This window comes from Bacillus sp. FSL K6-6540 (genome assembly GCF_038007545.1).
This window is the reverse complement of record NZ_JBBOXH010000001.1, coordinates 4,619,829-4,643,237: the sequence shown is the minus strand read 5'-3', so window position 1 is coordinate 4,643,237 and position 23,409 is coordinate 4,619,829. Positions and strand designations below refer to the sequence as shown.

At 49.4% G+C, this 23,409-nt stretch carries 20 protein-coding genes; 14 read left to right on the top strand and 6 right to left on the bottom strand.

From position 1 onward, the window contains the following. Positions 1-72: 72 nt before the first annotated feature. Genes MHH82_RS20430 through MHH82_RS20420 form a run of 3 tightly spaced genes read right to left on the bottom strand, consistent with a single transcriptional unit; the run spans position 73 to position 3,724 of the window. Positions 73-1,212 (bottom strand): Ger(x)C family spore germination protein, encoded by a 1,140-nt coding sequence (locus MHH82_RS20430; RefSeq protein WP_340967688.1) that lies wholly within the window; start codon positions 1,210-1,212, stop codon positions 73-75. Then, entirely contained in the window at positions 1,209-2,615 is a 1,407-nt protein-coding gene (locus MHH82_RS20425; protein WP_015736222.1) for a spore germination protein, read from the bottom strand. Before MHH82_RS20425 ends, MHH82_RS20430 begins: the two co-directional genes overlap by 4 nt. After that, on the bottom strand, positions 2,612-3,724 hold the full coding sequence (locus tag MHH82_RS20420; protein WP_340967685.1) for a GerAB/ArcD/ProY family transporter: 1,113 nt from the start codon (positions 3,722-3,724) through the stop codon (positions 2,612-2,614). Before MHH82_RS20420 ends, MHH82_RS20425 begins: the two co-directional genes overlap by 4 nt. Before the next feature lie 226 nt (positions 3,725-3,950). Between MHH82_RS20420 and MHH82_RS20415 the strand changes: the two genes are divergently transcribed. Continuing rightward, on the top strand, positions 3,951-5,339 hold the full coding sequence (locus MHH82_RS20415) for an amino acid permease (protein ID WP_340967683.1): 1,389 nt from the start codon (positions 3,951-3,953) through the stop codon (positions 5,337-5,339). Here MHH82_RS20415 and MHH82_RS20410 read toward each other — a convergent pair. Then, entirely contained in the window at positions 5,336-5,971 is a 636-nt protein-coding gene (locus MHH82_RS20410; protein WP_009590653.1) for a LysE family transporter, read from the bottom strand. The genes MHH82_RS20415 and MHH82_RS20410 overlap by 4 nt on opposite strands. Before the next feature lie 242 nt (positions 5,972-6,213). On the opposite strand from MHH82_RS20410, the gene MHH82_RS20405 reads away from it, so the two are divergent. The 4 genes from MHH82_RS20405 (at position 6,214) to odhB (ending at position 12,143) form a co-directional block, all read left to right on the top strand. Further along, positions 6,214-6,723 (top strand): metallophosphoesterase family protein, encoded by a 510-nt coding sequence (locus MHH82_RS20405; protein WP_036661540.1) that lies wholly within the window; start codon positions 6,214-6,216, stop codon positions 6,721-6,723. A gap of 116 nt (positions 6,724-6,839) precedes the next feature. Then, a complete protein-coding gene (locus MHH82_RS20400; protein ID WP_340967681.1) occupies positions 6,840-7,739 on the top strand; it encodes a DUF72 domain-containing protein in 900 nt (299 codons plus the stop codon). A gap of 247 nt (positions 7,740-7,986) precedes the next feature. Next, positions 7,987-10,863: a 2-oxoglutarate dehydrogenase E1 component gene (locus MHH82_RS20395; protein ID WP_096774433.1), complete on the top strand. Its 2,877-nt coding sequence runs from the start codon at positions 7,987-7,989 to the stop codon at positions 10,861-10,863. A gap of 5 nt (positions 10,864-10,868) precedes the next feature. Continuing rightward, on the top strand, positions 10,869-12,143 hold the full coding sequence (gene odhB / locus MHH82_RS20390) for a 2-oxoglutarate dehydrogenase complex dihydrolipoyllysine-residue succinyltransferase (protein ID WP_015736215.1): 1,275 nt from the start codon (positions 10,869-10,871) through the stop codon (positions 12,141-12,143). 77 nt (positions 12,144-12,220) lie between these two features. Here odhB and MHH82_RS20385 read toward each other — a convergent pair whose 3' ends face one another. Beyond that, positions 12,221-12,388 (bottom strand): hypothetical protein, encoded by a 168-nt coding sequence (locus MHH82_RS20385; RefSeq protein WP_015736214.1) that lies wholly within the window; start codon positions 12,386-12,388, stop codon positions 12,221-12,223. A gap of 174 nt (positions 12,389-12,562) precedes the next feature. Between MHH82_RS20385 and MHH82_RS20380 the strand changes: the two genes are divergently transcribed. The 3 genes from MHH82_RS20380 to MHH82_RS20370 all read left to right on the top strand — a co-directional run bounded on the left by MHH82_RS20380 (position 12,563) and on the right by MHH82_RS20370 (position 15,016). After that, positions 12,563-13,645 carry a lactonase family protein gene (locus MHH82_RS20380; protein ID WP_015736213.1) on the top strand — a complete coding sequence of 361 codons (1,083 nt, stop codon included), beginning with the start codon at positions 12,563-12,565 and terminating at the stop codon, positions 13,643-13,645. Between the two features lie 240 nt (positions 13,646-13,885). Further along, positions 13,886-14,677 (top strand): SDR family oxidoreductase, encoded by a 792-nt coding sequence (locus MHH82_RS20375; RefSeq protein WP_340967676.1) that lies wholly within the window; start codon positions 13,886-13,888, stop codon positions 14,675-14,677. A 90-nt stretch (positions 14,678-14,767) separates the two neighbouring features. Beyond that, positions 14,768-15,016 carry a DUF1450 domain-containing protein gene (locus tag MHH82_RS20370; protein ID WP_015736210.1) on the top strand — a complete coding sequence of 83 codons (249 nt, stop codon included), beginning with the start codon at positions 14,768-14,770 and terminating at the stop codon, positions 15,014-15,016. Between the two features lie 99 nt (positions 15,017-15,115). Here MHH82_RS20370 and trhO read toward each other — a convergent pair whose 3' ends face one another. Next, on the bottom strand, positions 15,116-16,021 hold the full coding sequence (trhO, locus tag MHH82_RS20365; protein ID WP_015736209.1) for an oxygen-dependent tRNA uridine(34) hydroxylase TrhO: 906 nt from the start codon (positions 16,019-16,021) through the stop codon (positions 15,116-15,118). A gap of 200 nt (positions 16,022-16,221) precedes the next feature. On the opposite strand from trhO, the gene MHH82_RS20360 reads away from it, so the two are divergent. From MHH82_RS20360 to MHH82_RS20335, 6 genes are all read left to right on the top strand, one after another. Then, positions 16,222-16,860: an SGNH/GDSL hydrolase family protein gene (locus MHH82_RS20360; protein WP_015736208.1), complete on the top strand. Its 639-nt coding sequence runs from the start codon at positions 16,222-16,224 to the stop codon at positions 16,858-16,860. Positions 16,861-17,155: 295 nt separating this feature from the next. Beyond that, positions 17,156-18,196 (top strand): ABC transporter substrate-binding protein, encoded by a 1,041-nt coding sequence (locus MHH82_RS20355; protein ID WP_041622025.1) that lies wholly within the window; start codon positions 17,156-17,158, stop codon positions 18,194-18,196. Between the two features lie 58 nt (positions 18,197-18,254). Continuing rightward, a complete protein-coding gene (locus MHH82_RS20350) occupies positions 18,255-19,175 on the top strand; it encodes an ABC transporter permease (RefSeq protein ID WP_015736206.1) in 921 nt (306 codons plus the stop codon). Next, the gene (locus tag MHH82_RS20345; RefSeq protein ID WP_015736205.1) at positions 19,175-19,969 is read left to right on the top strand and encodes an ABC transporter ATP-binding protein; all 795 of its coding nucleotides are present in this window, start codon (positions 19,175-19,177) and stop codon (positions 19,967-19,969) included. Before MHH82_RS20350 ends, MHH82_RS20345 begins: the two co-directional genes overlap by 1 nt. Before the next feature lie 300 nt (positions 19,970-20,269). Continuing rightward, positions 20,270-21,658: a helix-turn-helix domain-containing protein gene (locus tag MHH82_RS20340; RefSeq protein ID WP_015736204.1), complete on the top strand. Its 1,389-nt coding sequence runs from the start codon at positions 20,270-20,272 to the stop codon at positions 21,656-21,658. Positions 21,659-21,960: 302 nt separating this feature from the next. Then, positions 21,961-23,340, top strand: a complete 1,380-nt coding sequence (locus tag MHH82_RS20335; protein ID WP_015736203.1) for a helix-turn-helix domain-containing protein — start codon at positions 21,961-21,963, stop codon at positions 23,338-23,340. Positions 23,341-23,409 lie beyond the last annotated feature (69 nt).

The window sequence follows — 23,409 nt, the reverse complement described above, 5'->3', positions numbered from 1 at the left end:
GGCAGCTGCTACTAACGAGAGAAACCCTGTGCTATTCCAAGCACAGGGTTTCTCTTTTTTTGCATAGGTTCATTATCGGTTCAGGCTTTTACGCTGTCCCCAATACCGGATGTTGACATTGACATCAAGCTCAAGCGGCGTTTCGTCGTAGATTTCCTTTTTCTGTTCCACTAGTTTCTTCCATAGTTTTGGATCGGTTCGGTACAATTGGAGACATAGCTCATAAGGATCCGCGTGGATCAATGCTGCTTTATGAAAGGTGTTCTGCAATTCCTTACGCAGGGTATCTTCCGTTAATCGCTTCATTTCCTTAATCCCCACCTGCTTGTATATATTCTGTACCGTCCCTATGACGTTCAGCTTGATTCGATACGACGCATCGTTTGGCTTCCGGATGACTTCGATGGTAGATTGGGGCTTCTCCAGCCGAATGCTCCCGACGGCTTCACCGTCCGCCTGAACGACGACGGCAGCGTGAGTATTATTCGATGCTAACCAGCGGGTCCCCAGCAGATCGGATCGTGGGAGCCAGCCCATCAATTCCTTGTTCTTGATCAGAAATCCACCGTTCACTTCCAATATCGGATGCTGCTTCAAATTTTCCGACCAGTTCTGGGTCGAAATATGAAGGGAGGGAAGTAGAACGGTGGCGGCTTTTTCCCGATAGAGACGAATAAAGTTCACGAATTGGATCGGACGTATAAACGAGAATTGGACATAGCTTTCCCTGGGTTCATGAAGCAGCGAGTGCAGGGGGGAGAGCTGAAAGAACGGCGACACCGTAAAGAGATCCTCCATCTTATCCTTGGTCCCGTATATCCATTTCGTATACCGGATTTCCTGCGAACGGTTGGTCAGGTCGAACACTTGGGACAACTGCTTAGGTTTTAACACGGCCTCCGAAAGCACCAAAGCCGTCACATGCCCCCAGGAGACCCGCTGCTGACTCGACGTGTACAGATCAACGAGGGCTTCAGTCAACGTGGTCCCGGTACCTCGGCCAACCCAGATAGGCGCTTTCTCCGTCTGTTTGTTGGATTCTTGTTTGGCAATCGTGGCAAAGTCAAGCATCTGCACATAGATGATATATTTCTCGTCTTTGTAATCCACGCCGAGCGCCGTGATATAGTTGATATCCTGGACTTCATTGTTGTCCCAGCAGCCTGAGAGCAGCAGAGACGTTAGGCATACAAGTATCCATACCCGCTTCATAACGCGCCGCCCTTTTTCCGTTTCCCCGGAAATCGCAAGAGATTGCCCAGGATTTTGGATATGGAGAAGGGCGAGAAGGGGGCAAGGTACGGCTGCCCGAACGGATTATGGTTTGCTGCATATTGAACGATCATGAAGACCGATATGAAGAAACCGAATAACCCGAACATCGAGGACAGGGTAAGGACAAAGAAACGCAAGATCGTTTGGCTGACAACAAAATCCTGATTGGAATGGGTAGACCCCGCCACAAAGGATAGGGCGCCGATGACGGTCATCGTCGGGGAGAAAAAACCGCCCCGAATCGCCGCATCGCCGATAATGATACCGGAAACCACCGTAATGGTTGACGCGATCGGAGAAGGCATCTGCATGCCGGCTTCCCGCAGCAGAGTGAGGAGAAACAGAATGATCAGCATCTCAAACCCGGTCGGGATCGGAAGGCCGAGCCGGGTATTCGCAACCGTTGCCAGCAGCGGAAAAGGGATTTGATCCTGGTGAAAGGCTAATAGCGTTATATAGAAGCCGGGAAGGAAAATGGAAATCAGGAACCCGAACATTCTCAGAATTCTCCAGGGCATCACGAAATAGAACGGCATTTGGGGGTCTTCGGCAGCGAACAACAGTTGCATGAAGCTCGCAGGCGCGATCAATAGGACGGGACTTCCCTGCATAATAATGACCAAACGGCCGCGAGTCAGAGAGTCGTATGCCAGATCCGTCCGCCCCGTGTAGTCAAACATGGGAAGCACGCTGAACCTGTACGGAGTCAGATGCTCCGCAAGCTCGCCGATCCCTACGGGAGGATCCCCGGCGTAATGGTTTAGCTTGTCCACGATGGCCGTGACGGTCTCCGGTATGACCTTGTCCTTTAAATACATGATGCCGACGGTGGTTTTGCTTTTGTCTCCAAGCTTAAAGGAGGAATAGACAAGTCCCGGTGATTTCAGCCTTTTGCGGATAAGTGCTACATTGATATCCAATTCCTCGACAAACCCGTCGCGAGGTCCTTTGACCGAGGTTTCCGTGGCGCTTTCTTCCGGCGTTCGGCCGATGGTTTTGCCGGCGCTGTACGAATACAGCTTATCGTCCTTGGGAAAATACAAGGCAACGTAGCCGGAATAAACAATGTCATCGACGGACTCCAAATCGGCATCGGCGACATCCAGCGTAAGATAATATTCAAGGCTGGTCGGGTCAAACGGATGCTTTTGCGAAACGGAAGTATTCCATTCCTTGCTGATGACAGGCAAAAAGACCTCGGACAACACTTTCGAATCGCACATCATCGGGCTGTAAACCATAATCGCCCAAGGCTCTTCATCCATTCCCGGGTAGGACGTTATATAGACGTCATCGGAATCGGCATAACGATCGCGCAGCTGCTGTTCGGTCATGTTCATTGCGGCGTATCTCCTTTCGTGGAACTGGCATCCTGCGGCTCCTGCTGATTCGGTTTGCGGATCAGGAAGAATAACAGGAGGCTTAGGATGGTGATATAAACGGCGGATGCGGGCAAGAAATAGTCGGCCATGGCATAATACATTTTCAAATTGCTGATCGGTGAGGCGCACAGTATGATGAGCAGCGTGGTGGCGGCTAATACGCCAACGCTCTGTCTGGACTTGGGAAGAAGGGTTTCGCAGAGCAAAAAAATCGAAATGGAAATGGAGACATAAGCTCCGCTAAGCCACTGGAAGATGGATAAAAAATCGACGTGTTCCACGAATTTGCCCAGCTTCACGAGACGCCATTGCTCATAGGCGGGGTACCGCTGAAGCTTCATTTCTTCCGGACCAAATTCGGCAATGCCGCCGATCGTGGGTCCAAACGTGAGGAAGATGAGAACCAGATGGATGAGCAGGAACGTCAAGAAACCGGGCTTTTTCTGCAGGTGAGGCCGCAGAAATAAGATCAGGATAAATTGGGACAATCCCCCGAACATGATCGGGATTCCGCCAAGCACCGGCATGAAGCCATCCTCAAGGACAGGCAGCAAGTAGCTGTAGTTTTTTACTTTCAGGTTGGACACGGACACGAATATGCCAAGCAAGACAACGCAAGGCAGCAAGATGCCGGCGGCAACGCCGATGGTTTTGATTCCATGGTTAATGCTGATAAGGCACAGCATCATGAGCACGAAGGCCGTTGCAATGACAGGGGTTTGGACCATATAGGTCGATTTCGTCCAATCGATGACTTCCTTCAAGGTATAGAAGGCAAAAGCGAAAAAATACAAGCCGGACATGCCCATTGCAAGCATGCGAGCCGCTCTGCCGCTGCTCTCGTCCAACGCTTGCTTGATCGAACGGGGGCCGACTTTTTTGATGATTCCGTAAACCAGCAGAACCCAGGGCATAAATAACACGGCTGACACTAGAATGGTGATCCAGGCATCCCGTCCGGACTTCTCCAGAAGCACAGGGATGATCATGACATGATTGGTCAAACCTGCCGTGAGCATCATAATCATAAACGCCTGATTCGTTGGAATACCGCGAGCTAATGACATGTGTGATCCCCCAATTCTGCTTTCTTCCGTTTATACTTCTCGGGGAACAGCCAAAATATGCGAGAGCATCCAGCCCCCGGGCTGCATAATCCGCTTGCTTGTCTTCTCTTCATGGAACTTTAAAGGCATTTTTAGGCTGGGCGGCACGGTACATAAATCACGGAGAATCCCTTCATAATAAGGAAAGTTTTGAACGAATACATCACGACATCCGGAGGACATAACCGTGAACAGAGGAGCGAAGACCGAGGCAGGGAAAGTAAAAGGGAATCTGAAGTGGTGGCAGCTATCGCTGCTGGGAGTTGCATCAACGATCGGCACGGGGTATTTTCTCGGATCCGCGCTGGGTATCCGGCTTGGCGGACCGGCTTTTCTTCTTTCTATTATATTGGCGGCGACGGCCACCTACTTCGTGTTTGATGTGCTGGCGCGAATGACGGCGGAGGATCCGCAAAAAGGCTCGTTCCGAACCTACGCCAAAAAAGCCTACGGACGGTGGGCAGGCTTCTCAACAGGGTGGATGTACTGGTGCTCCGAAGTATTGATCATGGGAAGCCAGATGACGGCGCTGGCGATTTTCTCCCGTTTTTGGTTTCCTGGCGTTCCAATGTGGATATTCGCATCAGGTTATGCCGTACTGGGGCTTTTTGTCATATGGATCGGCACCAAGGGCTTCGACCGCCTGGAGAATGTGCTGGCTGTTATTAAGGTTGCTGCCATCGTCATGTTTCTTGTCATTGCCGCCGCCGCTTGGATGGGATGGTTGAAAGGCGGGACTAAGCCCCATGTTCCGGGCAGCATGAACGCCTTATTTCCGACGGGCGGAAAAGGCGTGTGGTCGTCCTTGATCTTTGCGTTTTATGCTTTCGGCGGAATTGAAGTCATGGGAGTCATGGCCGTCCGCTTGAAGAATCCGAAGGAAGCGCCGAAATCGGGCAAGGTGATGATTCTCCTGCTGTCCATCGTATATGTGCTGTCTATTGGGATGGCCGTCATGATGGTAGCCTGGAATCGCTTCTCCACGACGAAAAGCCCCTTCGTTGTAGCGCTTAACTCGTATCAACTGCCTTTTATCCCCCATCTATTCAATGCGGTCTTAATCATTGCCGGCTTCTCGACGATGGTTGCCTCGCTGTATGCCGTAACCACGATGCTGGTCACGTTGTCCGAGGATAAGGATGCGCCCAAGCTGTTTTCCAGAAAAATGTTTAAGCGGGATACGCCCATCTTCTCGCTTTCCCTTACCGCCGCCGGGTTGATTGTATCCATCGTGCTGTCTCTGCTCATGCCCGGCAAGATTTACGAGTATCTGACAACTGCGGCAGGCCTTATGCTGCTGTATAACTGGTTTTTTATCCTGATATCGGCAGGCCGGCTGATGGAGCTTACAGGATGGGGCAAGGTCAAAAGATACATCGGAATGATACTCATAGCGGCTGCCGTCAGCGGAACCGCCCTGCACCCGACGAGTCGGCCGGGACTCTGGATCAGTCTCGGGTTCATATTGTTAATCGGACTGGTCGTATTATGCATGCGCTCCGTGTGGAAGAAATCCGGTCAGGGCCGCGCGATGGAGAGGGAAAAGCGCAAGCTTAGCCCCAAACCGGCCCGTTAGAATACGAGCGGATAAAGTAATGCCAGAGCTCGAATTCCGAAATAAACGCCAAACACGATTAGCGAGATCCCGGAAAGCACCGAAATGAGAGAAAGCGCCCGCTCGTTTAAATATCGGCGGAATACGCTGCCGAGCGCGGCCATGAACAAGTCCCACAGCACGACCCCGGCGATGACGGCAACGCTGTAGAGAAACAGGTTCCCGGACCCTTCGTCCGCAGCCGTTTTGACCAGGATGGAGCCGTAGATGCCGAGCCAGAACAGAATCGTCATCGGATTCGAGACGGACATGAGAAACCCGGAGAGCGTGCTTTTCCATAACGAATCATCGCTTTTTTCTTGACTGATCGTCACTTTATTGGCGTTCAGGATGCTTTCCAGCCCGGAATAGATAAGGACAAAAGCGCCGAACAGCCAGAGGAATGTCTGCATGAACGGCGTATTCAGAAAATGAACAACGCCGAGATAGACGAGGACCATATACAGGATATCCGCAAGGACCGCACCAATGCCGAACAGCCAAGCATGCCAGAACCCTTTCTTGATCCCTTTATCAAGCTGCGCCGCATTAATCGGACCAACGGGGGCTGATAGGGAAAGGCCAAGGATCATGTAGCTAATTAGAATACTCATCAACTTCCACCTCTCGTCTGGAACATGGATAACACAGCTTGTACCTGCTTGCTCGTACATTGTATTCGGAAGGCGGACAAACTAAAACTGGATTGGGAATTTTTTCTGCCTTAAAAAAGACATGAAAAACCGCGCAGCTCCCTGCGCGGTTTTATTTGATTTCGTTTATTTGGTAGGATATAGATGAATGTCAGATGGCTGGTATTGCAGCATTACATAACCATAAGAAGAGGTGCATCCCAATGAGTCGCCCATATCGGATTACGGTATTGTCAGACACCCATATGCCCAAAAAGGCGAAGGAACTGCCAGACCCGCTGCTTGAAGATTTACGGCAATCGGAGCTTATTGTTCATGCCGGAGACTGGTCCGATTGGGAGCTCTACGAGCTGTTAAGTCAATATGCTCCCGTGGAGGGCGTGGCCGGGAATGTGGATGACGCGCGGATCGTGGAACGCTTTGGGTATAAAAGACTGGTTGAAATCGAAGGCAAGCGCATCGGGATTGTGCACGGACACGGTCAAGGCGGAACGACGCCAACGCGAGCAAGAAAAGCTTTTGCAGATACGGAGGTGGACTGCATCTTGTTCGGCCACTCCCATATTCCCTTTAAAGAAGATGTACAGGGGGTCCTGCTGTTCAATCCCGGTTCCGCTACGGATAAAAGGCGGCAGCCCCGTTATTCGCATGGAAGGATCGAGATCCTGGACGGAAACCTGGAAGCCCATCATGTTTTTTATGATCGGAAGTGAACGAAATCAAGGCATTGGTAAAATCAGTATGGGGCTGCCTGCTTTTGAAATCACCCGTATCAGGTTAATTAATAGAAGTCCCCGATATGGTAAATCATGTGGATGAGAGGATTGTTATGTCAAAGGAAGATAAACAAAAAGATGTGATTCAGGTAGGTTTGTCCGGGTGGGGAGATCATGACAAGCTGTATGACGAAGGGGCAAGGCCTGCAGATAAACTGGAAATGTACAGCAGGCATTTTCCCATCGTGGAGATGGACAATTCGTTCTATGCCATACCCTCGCCGGAACAAATGACAAAATGGGCGGCAGCCGTCCCGGAGCATTTCGGTTTTATTGTAAAGGCCTATCAGGGCATGACAGGACATGCCCGCGGACAGGGCAAGGACAGATACCCCAGCGTAAAAGCGATGTTCGATCATTTGCTTGCATCGGTCGAAGAATTGCGAGCGGCTGACAAATTAAGGACCGTGCTTTTCCAATACCCGCCATGGTTTGGTTGCGAACGCAAGCATGTGGACACGCTGAAGCGTACGCGGGAATGGATGAAGGACGTTCCGGTAGCATTGGAGTTTCGCCATCAGAGCTGGTATGCGCCGGAGTTTCGCGAGAAGACCCTCGAATTTATGCGAAGCGAGGGTTGGATCCACAGCATAGCCGACGAGCCGCAAGCCGGTATCGGATCGGTGCCGGTCGTGCTCGAGACATCGGGCACGGAGGCCGTGATGATCCGGATGCACGGACGAAACGCCGATGGGTGGCAATCCAGCGGTCTGCCCAACTGGCGAGAGGTACGGTATTTGTACCGTTACAGTCCGGAAGAATTGGAACAGCTGAGAGGATGGATAGAGCAATTGCTAAAGAAAGCGAAGCAGTGCTGGATTATCTTCAACAACAATTCGGGAGGCGATGCTTCCGACAACGCCAAACAGCTTCTTCAACTGCTGGGGATGGACACCGGCCCCGAGCCGCTGCGGCAGATGGACTGGCTGGAAGAGGATATTTTTTCCGAATAAATGGGTTTAAATGGAACCCCATACAGGGAACTGGTGAACGAGCGGACAAATCGTCAAAAAATTGACGCAAATTCATCTGTTTCTGAGATCATTATTATATATAAAGGGTATTTTCGGTATTGAGGCCAAGTGTATTATAATGTAATCGTAAGAAAACGTTTATTTAATGTAAAATGTAGTATGCAAAATGTAAAATTAGAAATTCCGTCCTTGAGCAATCAAAATAATCTGACGGAGGGAGTCAGCGATGAAGACCCTTGACAGAATGACAGAGGGACCATGGCAGAAATATCACGGTCCGAACTTGGGGTACATTCAAGATCAGTATGAGAAGTTTTTGCAAGACCCGCAATCTGTGGAGCCAGGATACCGCGAGCTGTTCGCAAGCTGGGGACCGCCTCCATCTTTGGAAAACAATGAAAAGAAAGCGGATTCGCAGGGACAAGGTGTAAGCTACGACCCGCAATTGATGAAAAAAGGGGTAGCTGCCGGCAAACTGGTGTGGAACATTAGAACCTACGGTCATCTGGCCGCAGACATTGATCCGATTGGAATCGGAAACGAAGCCGACACGCGTCTGCTTCAACCGGAAAGCTACCAACTCAGCCAAGCGGATTTGGCCGCCCTGCCTGCAGAGATCGTCTGGGAGGAGGCTCCTGGCGATATCAAGAACGGCTTAGAGGCAATCCAGCGGCTGTTGCAACTATATACAGGCTCCATTGCCTATGAATTTAGCCACGTCCACGATGAAGAAGAACGCAAGTGGCTCAACCAGCAGGCCGAATCAGGCCGCTACTTGTCCGACATGAGCGTTGAAGAGCGCAGGGGATTGTTGAAGAAGCTGCTCGAAGCCGAGCAGTTCGAGGAATTCCTGCATCGCACGTTCGTAGGCGCGAAGCGCTTCTCGGTTGAGGGCAACGAGGCACTCGTGCCGCTGCTCGACGAGATCGTTCGCCAAATGGCCGAAGCGGATGTCAACTCCATTCTCGTGGGTATGGCGCACCGCGGACGTTTGAACGTTCTGGCTCATGTGCTGGGCAAGGATTACGGCAAGATTTTCTCGGAGTTCATGCACTCTCCGAATAAACATTTGGTGCCGTCCGAAGGCTCCATGGGCATCAACTACGGCTGGACGGGCGACGTAAAGTACCATTTGGGCGCGGACCGTTACCTGAAGAAGGATGAGGCCCGACAGGTTCGGATCACGCTTGCGAACAATCCGAGTCACCTGGAATACGTCAATCCGGTAGTAGAGGGCTTTGCTCGTGCCGCCCAGGAGGATCGCAGCGAAGCGGGTTATCCGAAGCAGGATGTGAACAAAGCGCTGAGCATTCAGATTCATGGCGATTCCGCGTTCCCTGGCGAAGGCATCGTGCCGGAAACCTTGAACTTCAATAAATTGCCGGCGTTCCGTACGGGCGGATCGATTCACATCATCGTGAACAACCGCATCGGATTCACGACGGAAGGCAAGGATTCCAGATCGACCCATTATGCGAGCGATTTGGCAAAAGGCTATGAGATTCCGATTATCCACGTGAACGCGGATGATCCGGAAGCGTGTATCGCAGTGGCCCGTCTTGCCAGCGATTACCGCAACAAGTTCAAGAAGAGCATTCTGATCGATCTTGTCGGCTACCGGAAATATGGCCACAACGAGACGGACGATCCGGAAACGACCCAGCCGCTGATCTACCAGAAGGTGAAGAACCATCCAACCGTCAGCACGATTTATATGAAGAAACTGGTGGATGGAAACATTCTGACCCAAGAACAAGTGGACGGTTTGAAGAACGGCGTCGTGGAGGTCTTGAAGAACTCTTACGAGAACGTGAAGACGAAGGATCCGGTTGATCAGATTCTGCTCGGACTGAACCCTACGGACGGCAAATCCAAGACGGAAGCCGCGACGAATGTATCTGCAGAGGTGCTGCGCGGCATTAACCGCGAGCTCCTGCAGTGGCCTGAAGGCTTTACGGTGTATCCAAAGCTTCAACGCATCCTCGAGCGGCGCAGCAACTCGCTTGACGAGGGCGAGAAGGTGGACTGGGGGCATGCCGAAACGCTGGCCTTCGCTACGATTCTCGCTGACGGCAAGCCGATCCGGATCACGGGACAGGATGCCGAACGTGCAACGTTTGCCCATCGAAACCTGGTGCTTCACGATGCGGTTAATGGAGAAACCTTCTGCCCGCTGCACCGGCTGCCGCAAGCCAAGGCATCGTTCGCGATCCATAACAGCCCGCTGACCGAAGCTGCGGTCGTTGGATTTGAATATGGCTACAATGTGTACTCTCCCGAGACTTTGGTGATCTGGGAAGCGCAGTACGGCGATTTCGTCAACTGTGCACAGGTGATCATCGACCAGTTCATTACGGCCGGACGTTCGAAGTGGAGACAGAAGTCCAGCTTGGTGATGCTGCTTCCTCACGGCTATGAAGGAAACGGCCCAGAGCACTCCAGCGCCAGATTGGAACGGTTCCTCCAGCTGAGCGGCGAGGATAACTGGACGGTTGCGAATCTGACTTCGGCCGCCCAATATTTCCACCTGCTGCGCAAACAGGCTTCCCTGACCAACACGGACGATGCCAAGCCGCTGGTGGTTATGGCTCCGAAGAGCTTGATCCGTAACCCGCGTGTCGCGTCGCCTGTGAACGCGTTCAGCGAGGGCGGTTTCCAGAAGGTAATGGAACAGCCGGGTCTAGGTCAAACACCTAAGAAGGTGGAACGCCTTGTATTGTGCTCGGGGAAAATCGCGATCGACTTGGAAGACGCACTGGATAAGCAGAAGGGTGAGGACCAATCCTGGATCCACATTCTTCGTGTGGAACAGCTGTATCCTTTCCCTAAAGAAGAAATTTCCCGTGTGATGCAGAAGTATCCGAACCTGAAAGAGATTTTGTGGGTTCAGGAAGAGCCTCAGAACATGGGCGGCTGGAGCTTCATGGAGCCGAGAATTCGTGAAATTGCACCTAAAGGCACAGAGGTCCGTTACAGCGGACGTCCTGAGCGTTCGAGCCCTGCTAGCGGATATCAGGATGTTCATGCTTATGAGCAACAGACCATCATTTCTTTTGCCCTTAATCGTAAAACTATAAATCAAGAGATCTCATTGGGGAGGTAGCGGCTGTGAGCGAAATTACTGTACCAGCTATGGGCGAATCCATCACCGAAGGAACGATATTCAAATGGCACGTAAAAGAAGGGGATAGCATCAACATCGGTGATGTGCTGCTCGAGTTAGAAACGGATAAGGTTAATCTTGAAATTAGCGCAGAGTCTGAAGGCGTTGTGGAAAAAATCCTTCGTCAAGAAGGGGAGAACGTAACGATCGGCGAAGTGATCGGTCAAATTTCTCCGCAGGAAGGCGTTGCAAGCGCATCGGCGCCGAAGGCAGCTGAAGCTCCTGCCTCCGTGCAAACGGAAGCTGCTTCGGCACCCGCCGCAGAAGCACCGAAACCACAAGCTCCGGTACCGGCTCAGAACGAGGAAGGAGCAGGTCTGACTGCATCGCCATCCGCACGCAAACTGGCTCGTGAACGCGGGATTGATCTGGACCAGGTACAGGGCCGCGACCCGATCGGTCGGATTTACCATGATGATGTGAAGAATCATAACGAAGCTAAACCGTCTGCGGCGCCTAGCAAGCCGGCAGCTTCAACGCCTGCACCGGCAGCACAAGCACCTGCTGCCGAGTATGGCAAACCGGTTGAACGTACCCGCATGTCCCGCCGTCGTCAAACGATTGCGAATCGTTTGGTCGAAGCGCAGCATACGGCTGCCATGCTGACGACCTTCAATGAGGTGGATATGACCGCGATCCTGGACGTGCGCAAGCGTCGTAAGCAAGCATTCCAAGAGAAGCATGACGTAGGGCTCGGTTTCATGTCCTTCTTCACCAAAGCGGTCGTGGGTGCGTTGAAGAGATTCCCGCATCTGAACGCCGAGATCGACGGCGACGATATCGTCGTGAAGAAATTCTATGATATCGGTATTGCGGTATCCGCCAAAGAAGGGCTTGTCGTTCCGGTCGTTCGCGATGCCGATCGTCTTGGTTTTGCCGAGATTGAGAAGGAAATCGGCAATCTGGCTGCCAAAGCCCGCAATAACGCGCTGTCCTTGTCTGAGCTGCAAGGCGGTACGTTTACGATTACGAATGGCGGCGTCTTCGGCTCGCTGTTGTCTACGCCGATCCTGAATACGCCTCAGGTGGGTATCCTCGGCATGCACAAAATCCAGCTTCGCCCGGTAGCGATTGATGCTGAACGCATGGAAAATCGTCCGATGATGTACATCGCATTGTCTTACGATCATCGGATCGTTGACGGTTCCGAGGCGGTTCGCTTCCTGGTAACCGTGAAAGAGCTCCTCGAAGATCCGGAGTCGCTGCTGCTGGAAGGATAATCATCCAAGGCAAAGAGACTCACCTATATAAGAAGGCCGCATGGCAGTGTCCATGCGGCCTTTCTTTTATTGCCCGATTAGGATTTAGATTGATTTTTATCGTCTGGATCGGGAAGATCCCGGGGATTCCAATTCTCAGCCTGAGGCTCCACATCCTGATGGTTCTTCACCTTGTCGCGTTGTTCCTGGGAGTCGTTCTCCGTGTCCTGATGATTGCGTACTTCTTCGCTGTTCGGTTGTTTCATGGGAATACCTCCTTCAGTCAATGTAATACATACATACCCGGTATGGCAAAAGACAAACAGGCTGCAAACGGCAAGTCATTTGATTTTCATCAGGGTTGAAGTTAACATGGTAACTGAAAGCATCACTACATAGGACATGAAATGATAGATATACGAGAGGAGAGATCGGATTTTATGGCGAATCCATCACAGCGTACACTGCTATTTACAGGTGCGTATGCGGAAGATAATCAAAGCGGGGTATGTGTTTATGAATTTAACGAGGACAGCGGCGAACTGAAGCTGCTTGATGAAGTATCCGGCATTAAGAATCCCACTTTCTTGAACGTCGATCCGGATAACGGACGTTTGTATGCCATCGGCGAAATTGCAGATCAAGGCAGCAAAGCAGCCGAGGTCATCAGCTTTGAAATTGACCCTGTGGCAGGCAAACTGACCGAAATGAATCGTACCCGCAGTGTCAGCAGTTCCACTTGCCACATTCAGCGTGATGAATCCAGCAAGTATCTGATTGTTTCGAGTTATCATGGAGGCCTGGTAGGTCTTCATTCGATCGATGAGAATGGACAAGCCGGCAAACTGCTGGATGAGAAGAAACATGCGGATCTAGTGACAGTGCGCGAAGATCAGCAATCCAGAGCGCACTCGGCGTTTTACAGTCCGGATGGTCGATATGTGTTCGTACAGGACTTGGGATTGGACAAAATTCTCGCCTACACGGTAAATGAGAATAAGCAAGAGCTGAGCTTTCACGGCGAAACCCAGCTGGACGCGGGCATAGGACCCCGTCATTTGGCTTTCCATCCAAGCGGTGCCTATGCTTATGTCATCAACGAGCTGAATTCGAGTGTCACGGTGCTTCGCTACGATCAAGAAGCGGGACGTTTAGAGGTGCTGGAAACGGTATCGACACTGCCTGCGGATTTTGACGGTGAGAGCTATTGTGCCGAAATCGCCGTATCCGCAGATGGCAAAACGGTATACGGATCGAATCGCGGACACGACAGCATTGTCGTATTTAACGTGCATGAAGATACCGGTCGTTTAAGTCCGGTTCAATATATTTCGACGGAGGGCGGCCATCCGCGTCATTTTACGCTCATGCCGGGGGGGAAATACCTCATCGTTGCCAATCGGGACGGGAATAACCTGGTATTGTTTAACGTGAATCCGGAAGACGGCAAGCTTGATTTCACCGGATATACGGTTTCGCAATCCAAGCCGGTATGCGTTAAACCTGCGGTATTCCAACGATAGGCCTGGAAGACCCGATCCTCCATAGGAAATGAATGCAGAGAGATCGTTCTTGCGGCTCGAATGGTGAGTTGGTTTACCATGAGGCGGGGGGCGATTTCTTTTTTTTGTATCAGGTTAGCATTACCGCTGGGGTATGGTTGATTACTGCTTGCTGCATGGCAGGCCGGGATTGCCAAGATTCAGACAAGGACTCGTTGGGTTATCTATAATCATGAAAACTTAAACGAGGAGGTTGTGGCAATGACAACAAATCAACGTTTGGATGGTAAAGTAGCCATCGTTACCGGTGCTGGTTCCGGAATCGGCCGGGCCGCAGCCCTTCTTATGGCAGAGCAAGGAGCTAAACTCCTGTTGATCGACATCGATCGTGAACGCGTAGAGAATGTGAAGAAGACCATAGAAAATGGCGGGGGCGAAGTGCTCACGGGCAACTGCGATATTTCCAAAGCGGAATCGCTGAAGGATTGCTTCAGTCAAGCCGCCGAGCAGTGGGGAAAGATTGATATCGTATTTGCGAATGCCGGTATTAATGGGACCAAGGCTCCGATCGAGATCATGGAGCTGGATGAATGGGATGCTACCATTAACACGAACTTGAGAGGAACGTTTGCTACGGTAAAATACGCGATTCCTTATTTAAAGGATCATGGCGGCAGCATCATCATTACGAGCTCCATAAACGGAAACCGGGTATTTACCGGGTTTGGTTTCTCCGCATACAGCACCACGAAGGCGGGACAGGTGGCTTTCATGAAGATGGCGGCGCTGGAGCTCGCCCGCTACAAAATCCGGGTGAACGCCATATGCCCAGGCGCGATTGCAACGAATATTGATGAGAGCACCATTGCGAAGCCGGAGCTGGACGAGGTGACGATTCCGATTGAATATCCGGAGGGAGACCAGCCGTTGGCGGACGGACCGGGACAGCCATCACAGGTTGCCCAGCTCGTAGCCTTTCTAGCATCGGATGATGCTTCCCATATTACCGGTACGGAAATTTATATCGATGGTGCGGAATCCCTCATCCATTGATCAACCCCTACGATCGATTTGACAAATTCATGCGTTTTCCTCATAATGAATGAACGAATCGTCAAATGAATAGTGGTGATAAAGATGGGGATGGGGATTGTTGTTGTGGAAATTTGCGACAGCAACTTGATGAGTGCTTTGGAACTTGAGCATCTTGAGGAATTGTATCCCGAAATCGCTGTCCTGCGGGCGGATTGCATGAATCTTTGCGGTCTATGCAAGCTGCGTCCATATGCACTGGTGAATGGTAAACGTGTATTCGCGGCAACGACGGAAGAATGCGTCGAGAAGATCAAAGCTGCCATCGAAGCTGAATTGGCTGTTTTCCACGATATTTAATACGTCTGAATGCAGACGAGAATGTATAGTAAAAGGGCAAGGCGCGAGTGATTCGCGTCTTGCCCTTTCGTTTGGTTATTAATATATGCCTTGATTGGATTAGGAAGCATTGTGGCTTGCAGCAACAATTTCTTCGCACTCCGCTGAGCAGCAGCCATGATGAAGCTCCTCACACTCTTCGCAGCACACATGCTGCAGGTGGCAAGCGTCATTATCGCAGTTGATATACCGATCTTCGGGCTTTCCGCAATGGTGGCATTTGCCCACGATAACATCCTCGTCCGTTTGATTGATCGGAACGGAAATGCGCTCATCAAACACATAACATTTTCCGTCGAATAGACGGCCCTGTACTTCAGGATCTTTCCCGTAGGTGACAATGCCGCCCTCAAGCTGGGCAACGTCTTTGAAGCCTTCCTTGAGCATAAAGCCGGTCAGTTTCTCGCATCGGATGCCCCCTGTGCAGTAAGTCAGGATGGTTTTATCCTTGTGCTCGCTCAGGTTCTCGCGAATCCATTCCGGAAACTCCCGGAAGGATTGCACCTCTGGTCTTATCGCATTGCGGAAATGACCGATGTCGTACTCATAATCATTCCGTCCGTCGATGACGATGACATCATCACGCTGCAAGTGTTCAAAGAATTCCTGGGGCGATAGGCGTTTTCCGCTGATCACGTTAGGGTCGAGTTCATCCTCGACACGGAACGTAACGAGTTCTTCGCGGTGACGCACGAACATTTTTTTGAAGGCATGCCCTTCGGATGGGTCAATCTTAAACACCATATCCGCAAATAGCGGATTGGCGTGCATATCCTGCATATATTGCTCAGTCTGTTCAACCGTACCGGATACCGTACCATTGATGCCTTCGGAGGCAACCAGGATGCGTCCTTTGAGCCCGAGATCTTTGCAGTATTGCAGATGCTCGTCTTTGAACGCTTCAGGGTCCGGGATTTGAACAAATTTATAATAGAGAAGGATCTGATAGTTCTGTTGCTCTGACATGATTTAATCACCTGTTCTTTTTAAGATTCAGCCATACGTATACCTATAGAATTGTAGTGAATTCATTCCACATAGTCAACTTAAATGTATAGAAAGTTTGCCATGATATGTGAATTTAAGGGGTTTCACGAATGCTTGAAAGCGGTTATGATGAAGGGGTGAGCAGGTGAACACTTTCATTATTGGAGGCGTTGAACAGCATGGTACATATCGAGCAAAATGCACTCGTATTGTTTCAAGGCGACAGCATCACCGATTGCGGGCGAAATTACGAGGAGTCGGACAGTTTGGGGCATGGATACGCGCTGATGGCTGCTGCCCGGCTTGGTATGGAGCTGCCATTGAAAAGGCTGCGTTTTGTAAACCGGGGAATCAGCGGCAACCGGGTCGTCGATCTGCGGGGGCGCTGGGAGGAAGATTGCATCGATCTGGATCCGACATGGGTATCCATCCTGGTCGGCATCAATGAAACCGGCAGGAGGTTTAATCGCGGCGAAACCACGTCCGTGGAAGCTTATTATGAAGGCTACAGGGAGCTGCTAATCCAAACCCGCGAGCTGACCGGCGCCAGTTTCATTCTCATGGAGCCCTTCCTGCTGCCCGTTACGGAAGCGAAGAAGGAGTGGCGGGAAGATCTGGACCCAAAAATTCAGGCCGTTCGCGAATTGTCGCGCGAATTTGAAACCTTGTACGTTCCGCTTGACGGCATATTCGCTGCAGCCAGCGCCAAGATTGAGATGAGTTATTGGGCGCCCGATGGCGTGCATCCATCGCCGGCAGGGCATGCTCTTATGGCAGATGCGTGGCTTGCGACCATGCAGGGCCGTTCCATTCTGTAGAGGTTATTATAAGATTTTTTCTACTATATAAATATGGTTTCGTTATACTGGCATCCCCGGAGACGTATGAGATCCGGGGATGTTCTTTATGGAAAGCATCCTCCAATAGAAAATCTTGATTGACGAATACAATTGGGTACATATAAAATGTTCATAATAGACCGTTGTTCAATAGGAACGACCTGTTTTTTGACTTTAATGCTTTCGTCTATGAAAGCGGGGAAGCGTTGTCGCTTTATGTAGAAAATTATGGTTTGGAAAGCAAAACGGTTAACAAATTGAGAGGGGATTCATGATGAAGAGAAAAATGTGGTTATCACTTACACTCTCCGCACTGCTGGTTACGGCAGTAGGCTGCGGGGACAAGCCGGAAGGCGGCGGCACGACTCAAACGGGCAGCGGCGGAGATGCCGAGAAGAAATCCTACAGCATCGCGATTTCACAGATCGTTGAGCATCCATCCTTGGATGCAACGCGGGAAGGTATTCTGGCAGCATTGAAGGACGCTGGAATCTCGGAGGATGACAAAACGCTGAAGATTGATTACAACAATGCACAAGGTGACCCGGCGAACAACCTCTCGATTGGACAGAAGTTGAAGGATACGAAAGCGGATCTGGTGATCGCAATTGCAACCGATTCGGCACAGGCTGTGGCGCAGAACGTGAAGGAGAAGCCGGTCTTGTTCGCAGCTGTAACAGATCCGCTCGATGCGAAGCTGGTCAGCGATTTGAAGAAACCAGGGGGCAACATCACCGGGGCATCTGACACGAACCCGGAAGCAACCAAACAATTGATGAATTTTGTAAATACTCATTTTCCAAATGTTAAGAGGATTGGTTTGGTCTTAGATGAAGGAGAAGCAAATGCGGTTGTTATGGCCAACACGGCAGAAGAGGTGCTTTCGGAGCATGGAATCGAGCTTGTGAAAGCTGCCGTTACCAATACTTCGGAAGTGAAGCAAGCAGCGGAATCGCTAGTCGGTAAAGTCGATGCCTTTTATATCACGCTGGATAATACCGTGGTAAGTGGAGTCGAGACAATTATTCAGACAGCACAAAAAAACAAAATACCGTTCTTTTCCAGTGACCGCGATACGGTGGAGAAGGGAGCTTTTGCAACGGTTGGATTCAAGTACTACGATCATGGATATCAAGTTGGACAGATGGCCGTAGAGATCCTGAAAAACGGCAAAAATCCGGCAGACATGGAAATCACGAAGCCGGATAAACTGGATCTGATCCTGAACACGAAGGCTGCGGCTGAATATGGAATTGAAGTGACCGACGCCATGAAACAAGAAGTCAAAGACCCGGACAACAACATCATCGAGTAACGGTAAGGCGCGGAGGTAACAGCCCGCGCCTTGCTTAATCCTAAAGGAGGTCAAAGACATGCTGGATTTCGTGATGAAGCTGGATGGTCCGATTGAATTGGGGCTGCTGTATGCGCTGATGGCACTTGGCGTGTATATTACGTTCCGGATTCTGGATTTTCCGGATCTGACGGTGGATGGAAGTTTTACGACAGGCGCAGCGATTGCAGCGATTCTGATTACCAACGGTGTGAACCCATGGCTTGCCACGCTTGCCGCATTTGCCGGAGGTATGTTAGCCGGTATCTGTACAGGCCTGCTGCACACCAAGGGTAAAATCAACGGTTTGCTGTCGGGCATTATTATGATGATTGCGCTGTATTCGATCAATATGAGGATCATGGGCAAGCCTAATATATCGTTGAGCCAGGAAGCGAATATCTTCGGATCGATCGATCCGATTTATATTATGTTAGTGATTGTGATCATCGGCAAGCTGCTGCTGGATGCATTCTTCCGGACGGATCTTGGTCTTGCGCTGCGCGCGACAGGCGATAACAAGCGGATGATCCGCAGCTTTGGTGCCAACACGGACACAACAACCATTCTGGGACTCAGCATCTCGAACGGGCTGGTGGCCTTATCCGGAGCAGTGGTTGCCCAGCAATCCAGTTTTGCGGACATCGGCTCCGGTATTGGAATGATTGTCATTGGTTTGGCATCCGTTATTATCGGCGAAGCCGTTCTTGGAACCGGCTCGGTATTCCGGACGACGCTGGCTGTCGTCTGCGGTTCGATTATCTATCGGATTGTCGTTGCCGCTGCTTATGAGATTCCATGGCTCGAAGCTTCGGATTTAAAATTGATCACGGCGATCATCGTCATTATCGCTCTCGTGGTTCCGACCATCAACCGGGCGATGAAGCAGCGTTCACAGGCACGGAGGCGCTCAACCGAACTGTTAGCTACGCAAGGGAAGACCAAAGGAGGTGCCCTCTGATGCTGGAAATGAACCATGTGTCCAAGCTGTTTAACCCGGGGACGGTGGATGAGAAAATCGCCTTGATGGATATCAATCTTCGCTTGAAGTCGGGGGATTTCGTGACGGTTATCGGGAGTAATGGTGCGGGCAAGTCCACGCTAATGAATATCATTTCCGGGGTAATGAAGCCGGATGCGGGTGAAGTGCGCATTGACGGCACTTCGATCGGCCATCTGCCGGAATTCCGTCGCAGCCGTTGGATCGGCCGGGTATTTCAGGATCCGATGGCGGGCACGGCGCCGCATATGACCATTGAAGAGAATCTGGCGATGGCATATCGTCGCGGCCAGTCCCGCGGGCTCAGCATAGGCGTTACAGCATCCAAGCGGGCCGGATTCCGCAAACATCTAGAGCGGCTTGGCATTGGACTTGAGGATCGGCTCCGAGCCAAAGTAGGAATGCTGTCGGGAGGAGAACGTCAAGCGCTAAGCTTGCTAATGGCAACCTTCACGCAGCCGCAAATCTTGCTGCTCGATGAACATACGGCAGCGCTCGATCCGGCTCGTGCGGAGCTGATTACCCGAATAACCGATGACATCGTACGCGACATGAAGTTGACCACGCTCATGGTCACGCATAACATGGAGCAAGCCATCCGTCTTGGCAATCGTCTCATTATGATGGATAAGGGGCGCATCATTCTGGATGTGGACGAAGAGCGCAAGAAATCCCTGACGGTGGAGCAGCTGCTTGGGGAATTTGAGCAGATTAGCGGCCATAAGCTGTCCGATGATCGTTTGGTGCTGGGGTAAAATTTTACTTCAAGACAAGGAATTTTTGGACTGAAGATTGATTAGAAAGTTCTTCATAGAATTCATCAAAAAAAGCGCTTCCGAAAATTTCGGAGCGCTTTTTCTCATCGTGTCATTTCATTTGACGATATATAAATAGAATAGGATTTACAAGGAAATTGGGATTTTTAAATCTTATTGGGTATTTTATGTAAAAAAATGACGTAAATAAGTATTGACCGCTGGAATATTAATTAATATGATTACTGTATAGAGAAATATACTAATATTTGGGTTCTGATCCTGGAGGGTGGTGTTAGCTTGGAAATGACAGCCACGATTCGCGAACAAATGGAAGAGTTTCTACATAAGAACGAAATGACGATTAATCGGTTTGCTGAAATATCGGAGGTCAACAGCGGCACACTCAGCAACATTCTGAATGGGAACCGCCCGATTTCCATGCAGCAACTGGACCGAATTACGTCAGGCATGGGTCTGGAAGAGGGTTATTTCTACGAGTTGTACATAGATGAGTGTATTTTTCATGCTACGCCGGATTGGCGTCGATTGGGACCGTTTCTTCACAGGTGCGCGGAACTGGGGAAGCTGGATTGTTTGGACAAGGCTGTCCGAATGACGATGGATAATATTTCTTACTCCCCGCTGCTCTTTGAAACAGCCGAGCTTTTTTTCAAAGAGGGAAAGCATGAGGCGGCCGTGCTGCTCTACAGGAGTGTGGCTGAGAGCGAAAGATTCCAGCATTCGGAGCGGCTGGCCCTTTGTCAGTACCGGTTGTTTACGCTCGGGCTTACGGATGATCAGGAAATGAATTCGCGGGCAGCAGTATACTTCGAACCTTATATTGATCGTTTAGATGAAGTTTATCAATTGGATGCGCTAGTTGATTTGATCAATGTAAATGGATCTATTCATCGTTGGGATAAAGTTGAGGAATTCGCTGAGCTAATGCTGCATAAAGCAATGATTGAGTTTAAGTATATTGAGACAAAAAATCATATTGAAGTAAAGAGGAAGAATCCACTTATTTTTTATATACTATACGGACATTTATCATTAGAATATAGCTACAGTGAGCGTGGAGAATACGAAAAGGCACTATATTATGTATCACAATATGCTGATCCTTCATGGGGTAATAACGCTAATAATGAAGAACTACAAATTATTAACCAGTTTAAAGAGTGGGCAGTTGCAAACAAATATGTGTACCAGTTAATGGTCGGGCAAGCTGAAGTCCTTTCTGAGTATATGGAATTCGTCTCGACTCGCGAAGACGAGATTTTTGTGGCTTTGTGTAACATAATGATAGCGGCCAATCGACATAAATTTCAGGTAGATCATATTTTGGAAGATTACAATGATTATTTAATCTATAAGCAACAACGAAATCGAATAGGCAAAGTTAGTAATCAAGTAACATTAGAGAGACATACGCGTTTATTGGCCGAATTAGGGATCTACTATATAAATTCGGAACAATATGATAAAGGAATAGAATTTATATTGGAAAGTTTGGGAAGTTCCATTACAATTAATAGTAACACTGGCATGCTAAGATGCATGGGGTTATTCGAACAGTATCGTCATTTTTCATCATTAGAATCACAAAAAAGGTATACTAATTTAGTTAGCGAGGTGCAAAAATTAAATGAGAAAAAAATTGGTTTCTCTATTAGTTATGTTTAGTATCGTTTGGACATTTGCAGTTCCAGCTTTAACGATTCATGCTGACAATAACGAACAAATAGCGGTATTTTCAACTTTAACTCATGGATTTGGATCTGGCGGTTCATAATTATCTTAAACTCGAATAGGTGGGCCATAGTAAGATGCTTCCGATTCCTCGGAGGCGTCTTTTATTGTATCTTATAGAAATATTTTAGGTATGTTCAGTTCATCTACTATTGACCTAAAGAATGTAAAATAATAGCATGAAATTAATTAATTACAAAACTAATATTTGGTTTTCCATCTGGGGGTGTGGTTACTTGGAGACGACAGCCACGATTCGCGGAGAAATAGTAAGATATTTGCAGAATCATCGTATGACGATTAACCAGTTTGCGAGGATATCCGGCATCAACAGCGGAACACTTAGTAATATCTTGAATGGTAATCGTCCCATGTCCATGCACCAGTTAGACCGGATTACCGAAGGAATGGGTCTGGAAGAGGGGCACTTCTACAATCTTTACATAACGGAAAGTATTTTCCACACCACTCCGGATTGGCGGAGACTGAGGCCTTTTCTTAAGCGATGTGCTGAACTGGATAAATTGGACTGTTTGCATAGAACTGCACGAATGACGTTGGAAAATATCAATTACGTACCAATGCTTTTCGAAATGGCAGAAGAATTGTTCATCGAGGAAAAGTATAAAGCGGCTGCGTTATTATACGAATGCGTAGCCGAATGCGAAAAATTGCAGTATTCCGAACGGTTAGCACTTTGCCAATATCGATTATTCTTAATCAGGTTAGGTGAGAACCAAGAGGAAAATTTACAAGCTGCCGTATATTTCGAGCCTTATATTGATAGGTTGGATGAAATGTATCAGTTGGATGCGTATGTTAAGCTTATTAATCTGAATATATCTTTGCAGCGTATGGATAAAATCGAAGCTCTTGCCAAAAGAATGGAACATCATGCCAGAATTCATTATCAGCAAAATAGGAGCTGGTTCGAGGGAAGTGGAAATCCAAGGAAGCCCCTTATTTTTTATATTTTGTATTCATATTTAATTCAGGCATATTTATATCAAGAGCGTGGGGATTACGATAATGCATTCTACTACGTATCCTTGTATGAAAAACCAGACTGGATAACTAACGCCAGTAATGAAGAATCCCTCATTATGAATCAATTCAAAGAATGGGCTGAAGCAAATCGCTATATGTTTAGTTTAATGAGCGGACAACCAGGTGCCCTACATCAGTATGTAGATTACGTTGAATCGAGAGAACATGAGATCTTTCTTGCTCTATGCAATATCATGGTCGCAGCCAATCGTTATCAACTTCATGTTGATCCGATTTTGGACCGTTTTAAAGAGCATTTGCATTATAGATCGCAGCAAAATGAGCTTGGAAAGATAAGCGATCAGGTCACAATAAACCGTTACACCCGCCTTCTCGCCGAATTAGGGATATACTATTTGAATGCCAAACAGCAAAATCGCGGTTTATCCTATATCCTGGACAGTCTCGAGTATTCGATCAGAATCAAAAGCGATAACGGGATGTTGCGGTGCATGGGGATCTTTGAGCAGTTCCGCCATGCTTCAACCGAGGATATCCTGAACCGGTATAATGAATTGATTCGCGATGTCCAAAAATTATCCGTGTATGCCTGGAGCCCGGTTGTGTAGGGCTCTTCGGTGCGTCCATGCGTTATTACATGACATGCCGCCAGGATGTTGACCTCCCGGGGCTATGGC

Excerpts from the sequence above, each read along its gene's own strand:
- MHH82_RS20430 (WP_340967688.1), bottom strand. The coding sequence starts at position 1,212 with ATGAAGCGGGTATGGATACTTGTATGCCTAACGTCTCTGCTGCTCTCA.
- MHH82_RS20425 (WP_015736222.1), bottom strand. The coding sequence starts at position 2,615 with ATGAACATGACCGAACAGCAGCTGCGCGATCGTTATGCCGATTCCGAT.
- MHH82_RS20420 (WP_340967685.1), bottom strand. The coding sequence starts at position 3,724 with ATGTCATTAGCTCGCGGTATTCCAACGAATCAGGCGTTTATGATTATG.
- MHH82_RS20410 (WP_009590653.1), bottom strand. The coding sequence starts at position 5,971 with ATGAGTATTCTAATTAGCTACATGATCCTTGGCCTTTCCCTATCAGCC.
- MHH82_RS20405 (WP_036661540.1), top strand. The coding sequence starts at position 6,214 with ATGAGTCGCCCATATCGGATTACGGTATTGTCAGACACCCATATGCCC.
- MHH82_RS20400 (WP_340967681.1), top strand. The coding sequence starts at position 6,840 with ATGTCAAAGGAAGATAAACAAAAAGATGTGATTCAGGTAGGTTTGTCC.
- MHH82_RS20395 (WP_096774433.1), top strand. The coding sequence starts at position 7,987 with ATGAAGACCCTTGACAGAATGACAGAGGGACCATGGCAGAAATATCAC.
- MHH82_RS20385 (WP_015736214.1), bottom strand. The coding sequence starts at position 12,388 with ATGAAACAACCGAACAGCGAAGAAGTACGCAATCATCAGGACACGGAG.
- MHH82_RS20380 (WP_015736213.1), top strand. The coding sequence starts at position 12,563 with ATGGCGAATCCATCACAGCGTACACTGCTATTTACAGGTGCGTATGCG.
- MHH82_RS20375 (WP_340967676.1), top strand. The coding sequence starts at position 13,886 with ATGACAACAAATCAACGTTTGGATGGTAAAGTAGCCATCGTTACCGGT.
- MHH82_RS20370 (WP_015736210.1), top strand. The coding sequence starts at position 14,768 with ATGGGGATTGTTGTTGTGGAAATTTGCGACAGCAACTTGATGAGTGCT.
- trhO (WP_015736209.1), bottom strand. The coding sequence starts at position 16,021 with ATGTCAGAGCAACAGAACTATCAGATCCTTCTCTATTATAAATTTGTT.
- MHH82_RS20360 (WP_015736208.1), top strand. The coding sequence starts at position 16,222 with ATGGTACATATCGAGCAAAATGCACTCGTATTGTTTCAAGGCGACAGC.
- MHH82_RS20355 (WP_041622025.1), top strand. The coding sequence starts at position 17,156 with ATGAAGAGAAAAATGTGGTTATCACTTACACTCTCCGCACTGCTGGTT.
- MHH82_RS20350 (WP_015736206.1), top strand. The coding sequence starts at position 18,255 with ATGCTGGATTTCGTGATGAAGCTGGATGGTCCGATTGAATTGGGGCTG.
- MHH82_RS20345 (WP_015736205.1), top strand. The coding sequence starts at position 19,175 with ATGCTGGAAATGAACCATGTGTCCAAGCTGTTTAACCCGGGGACGGTG.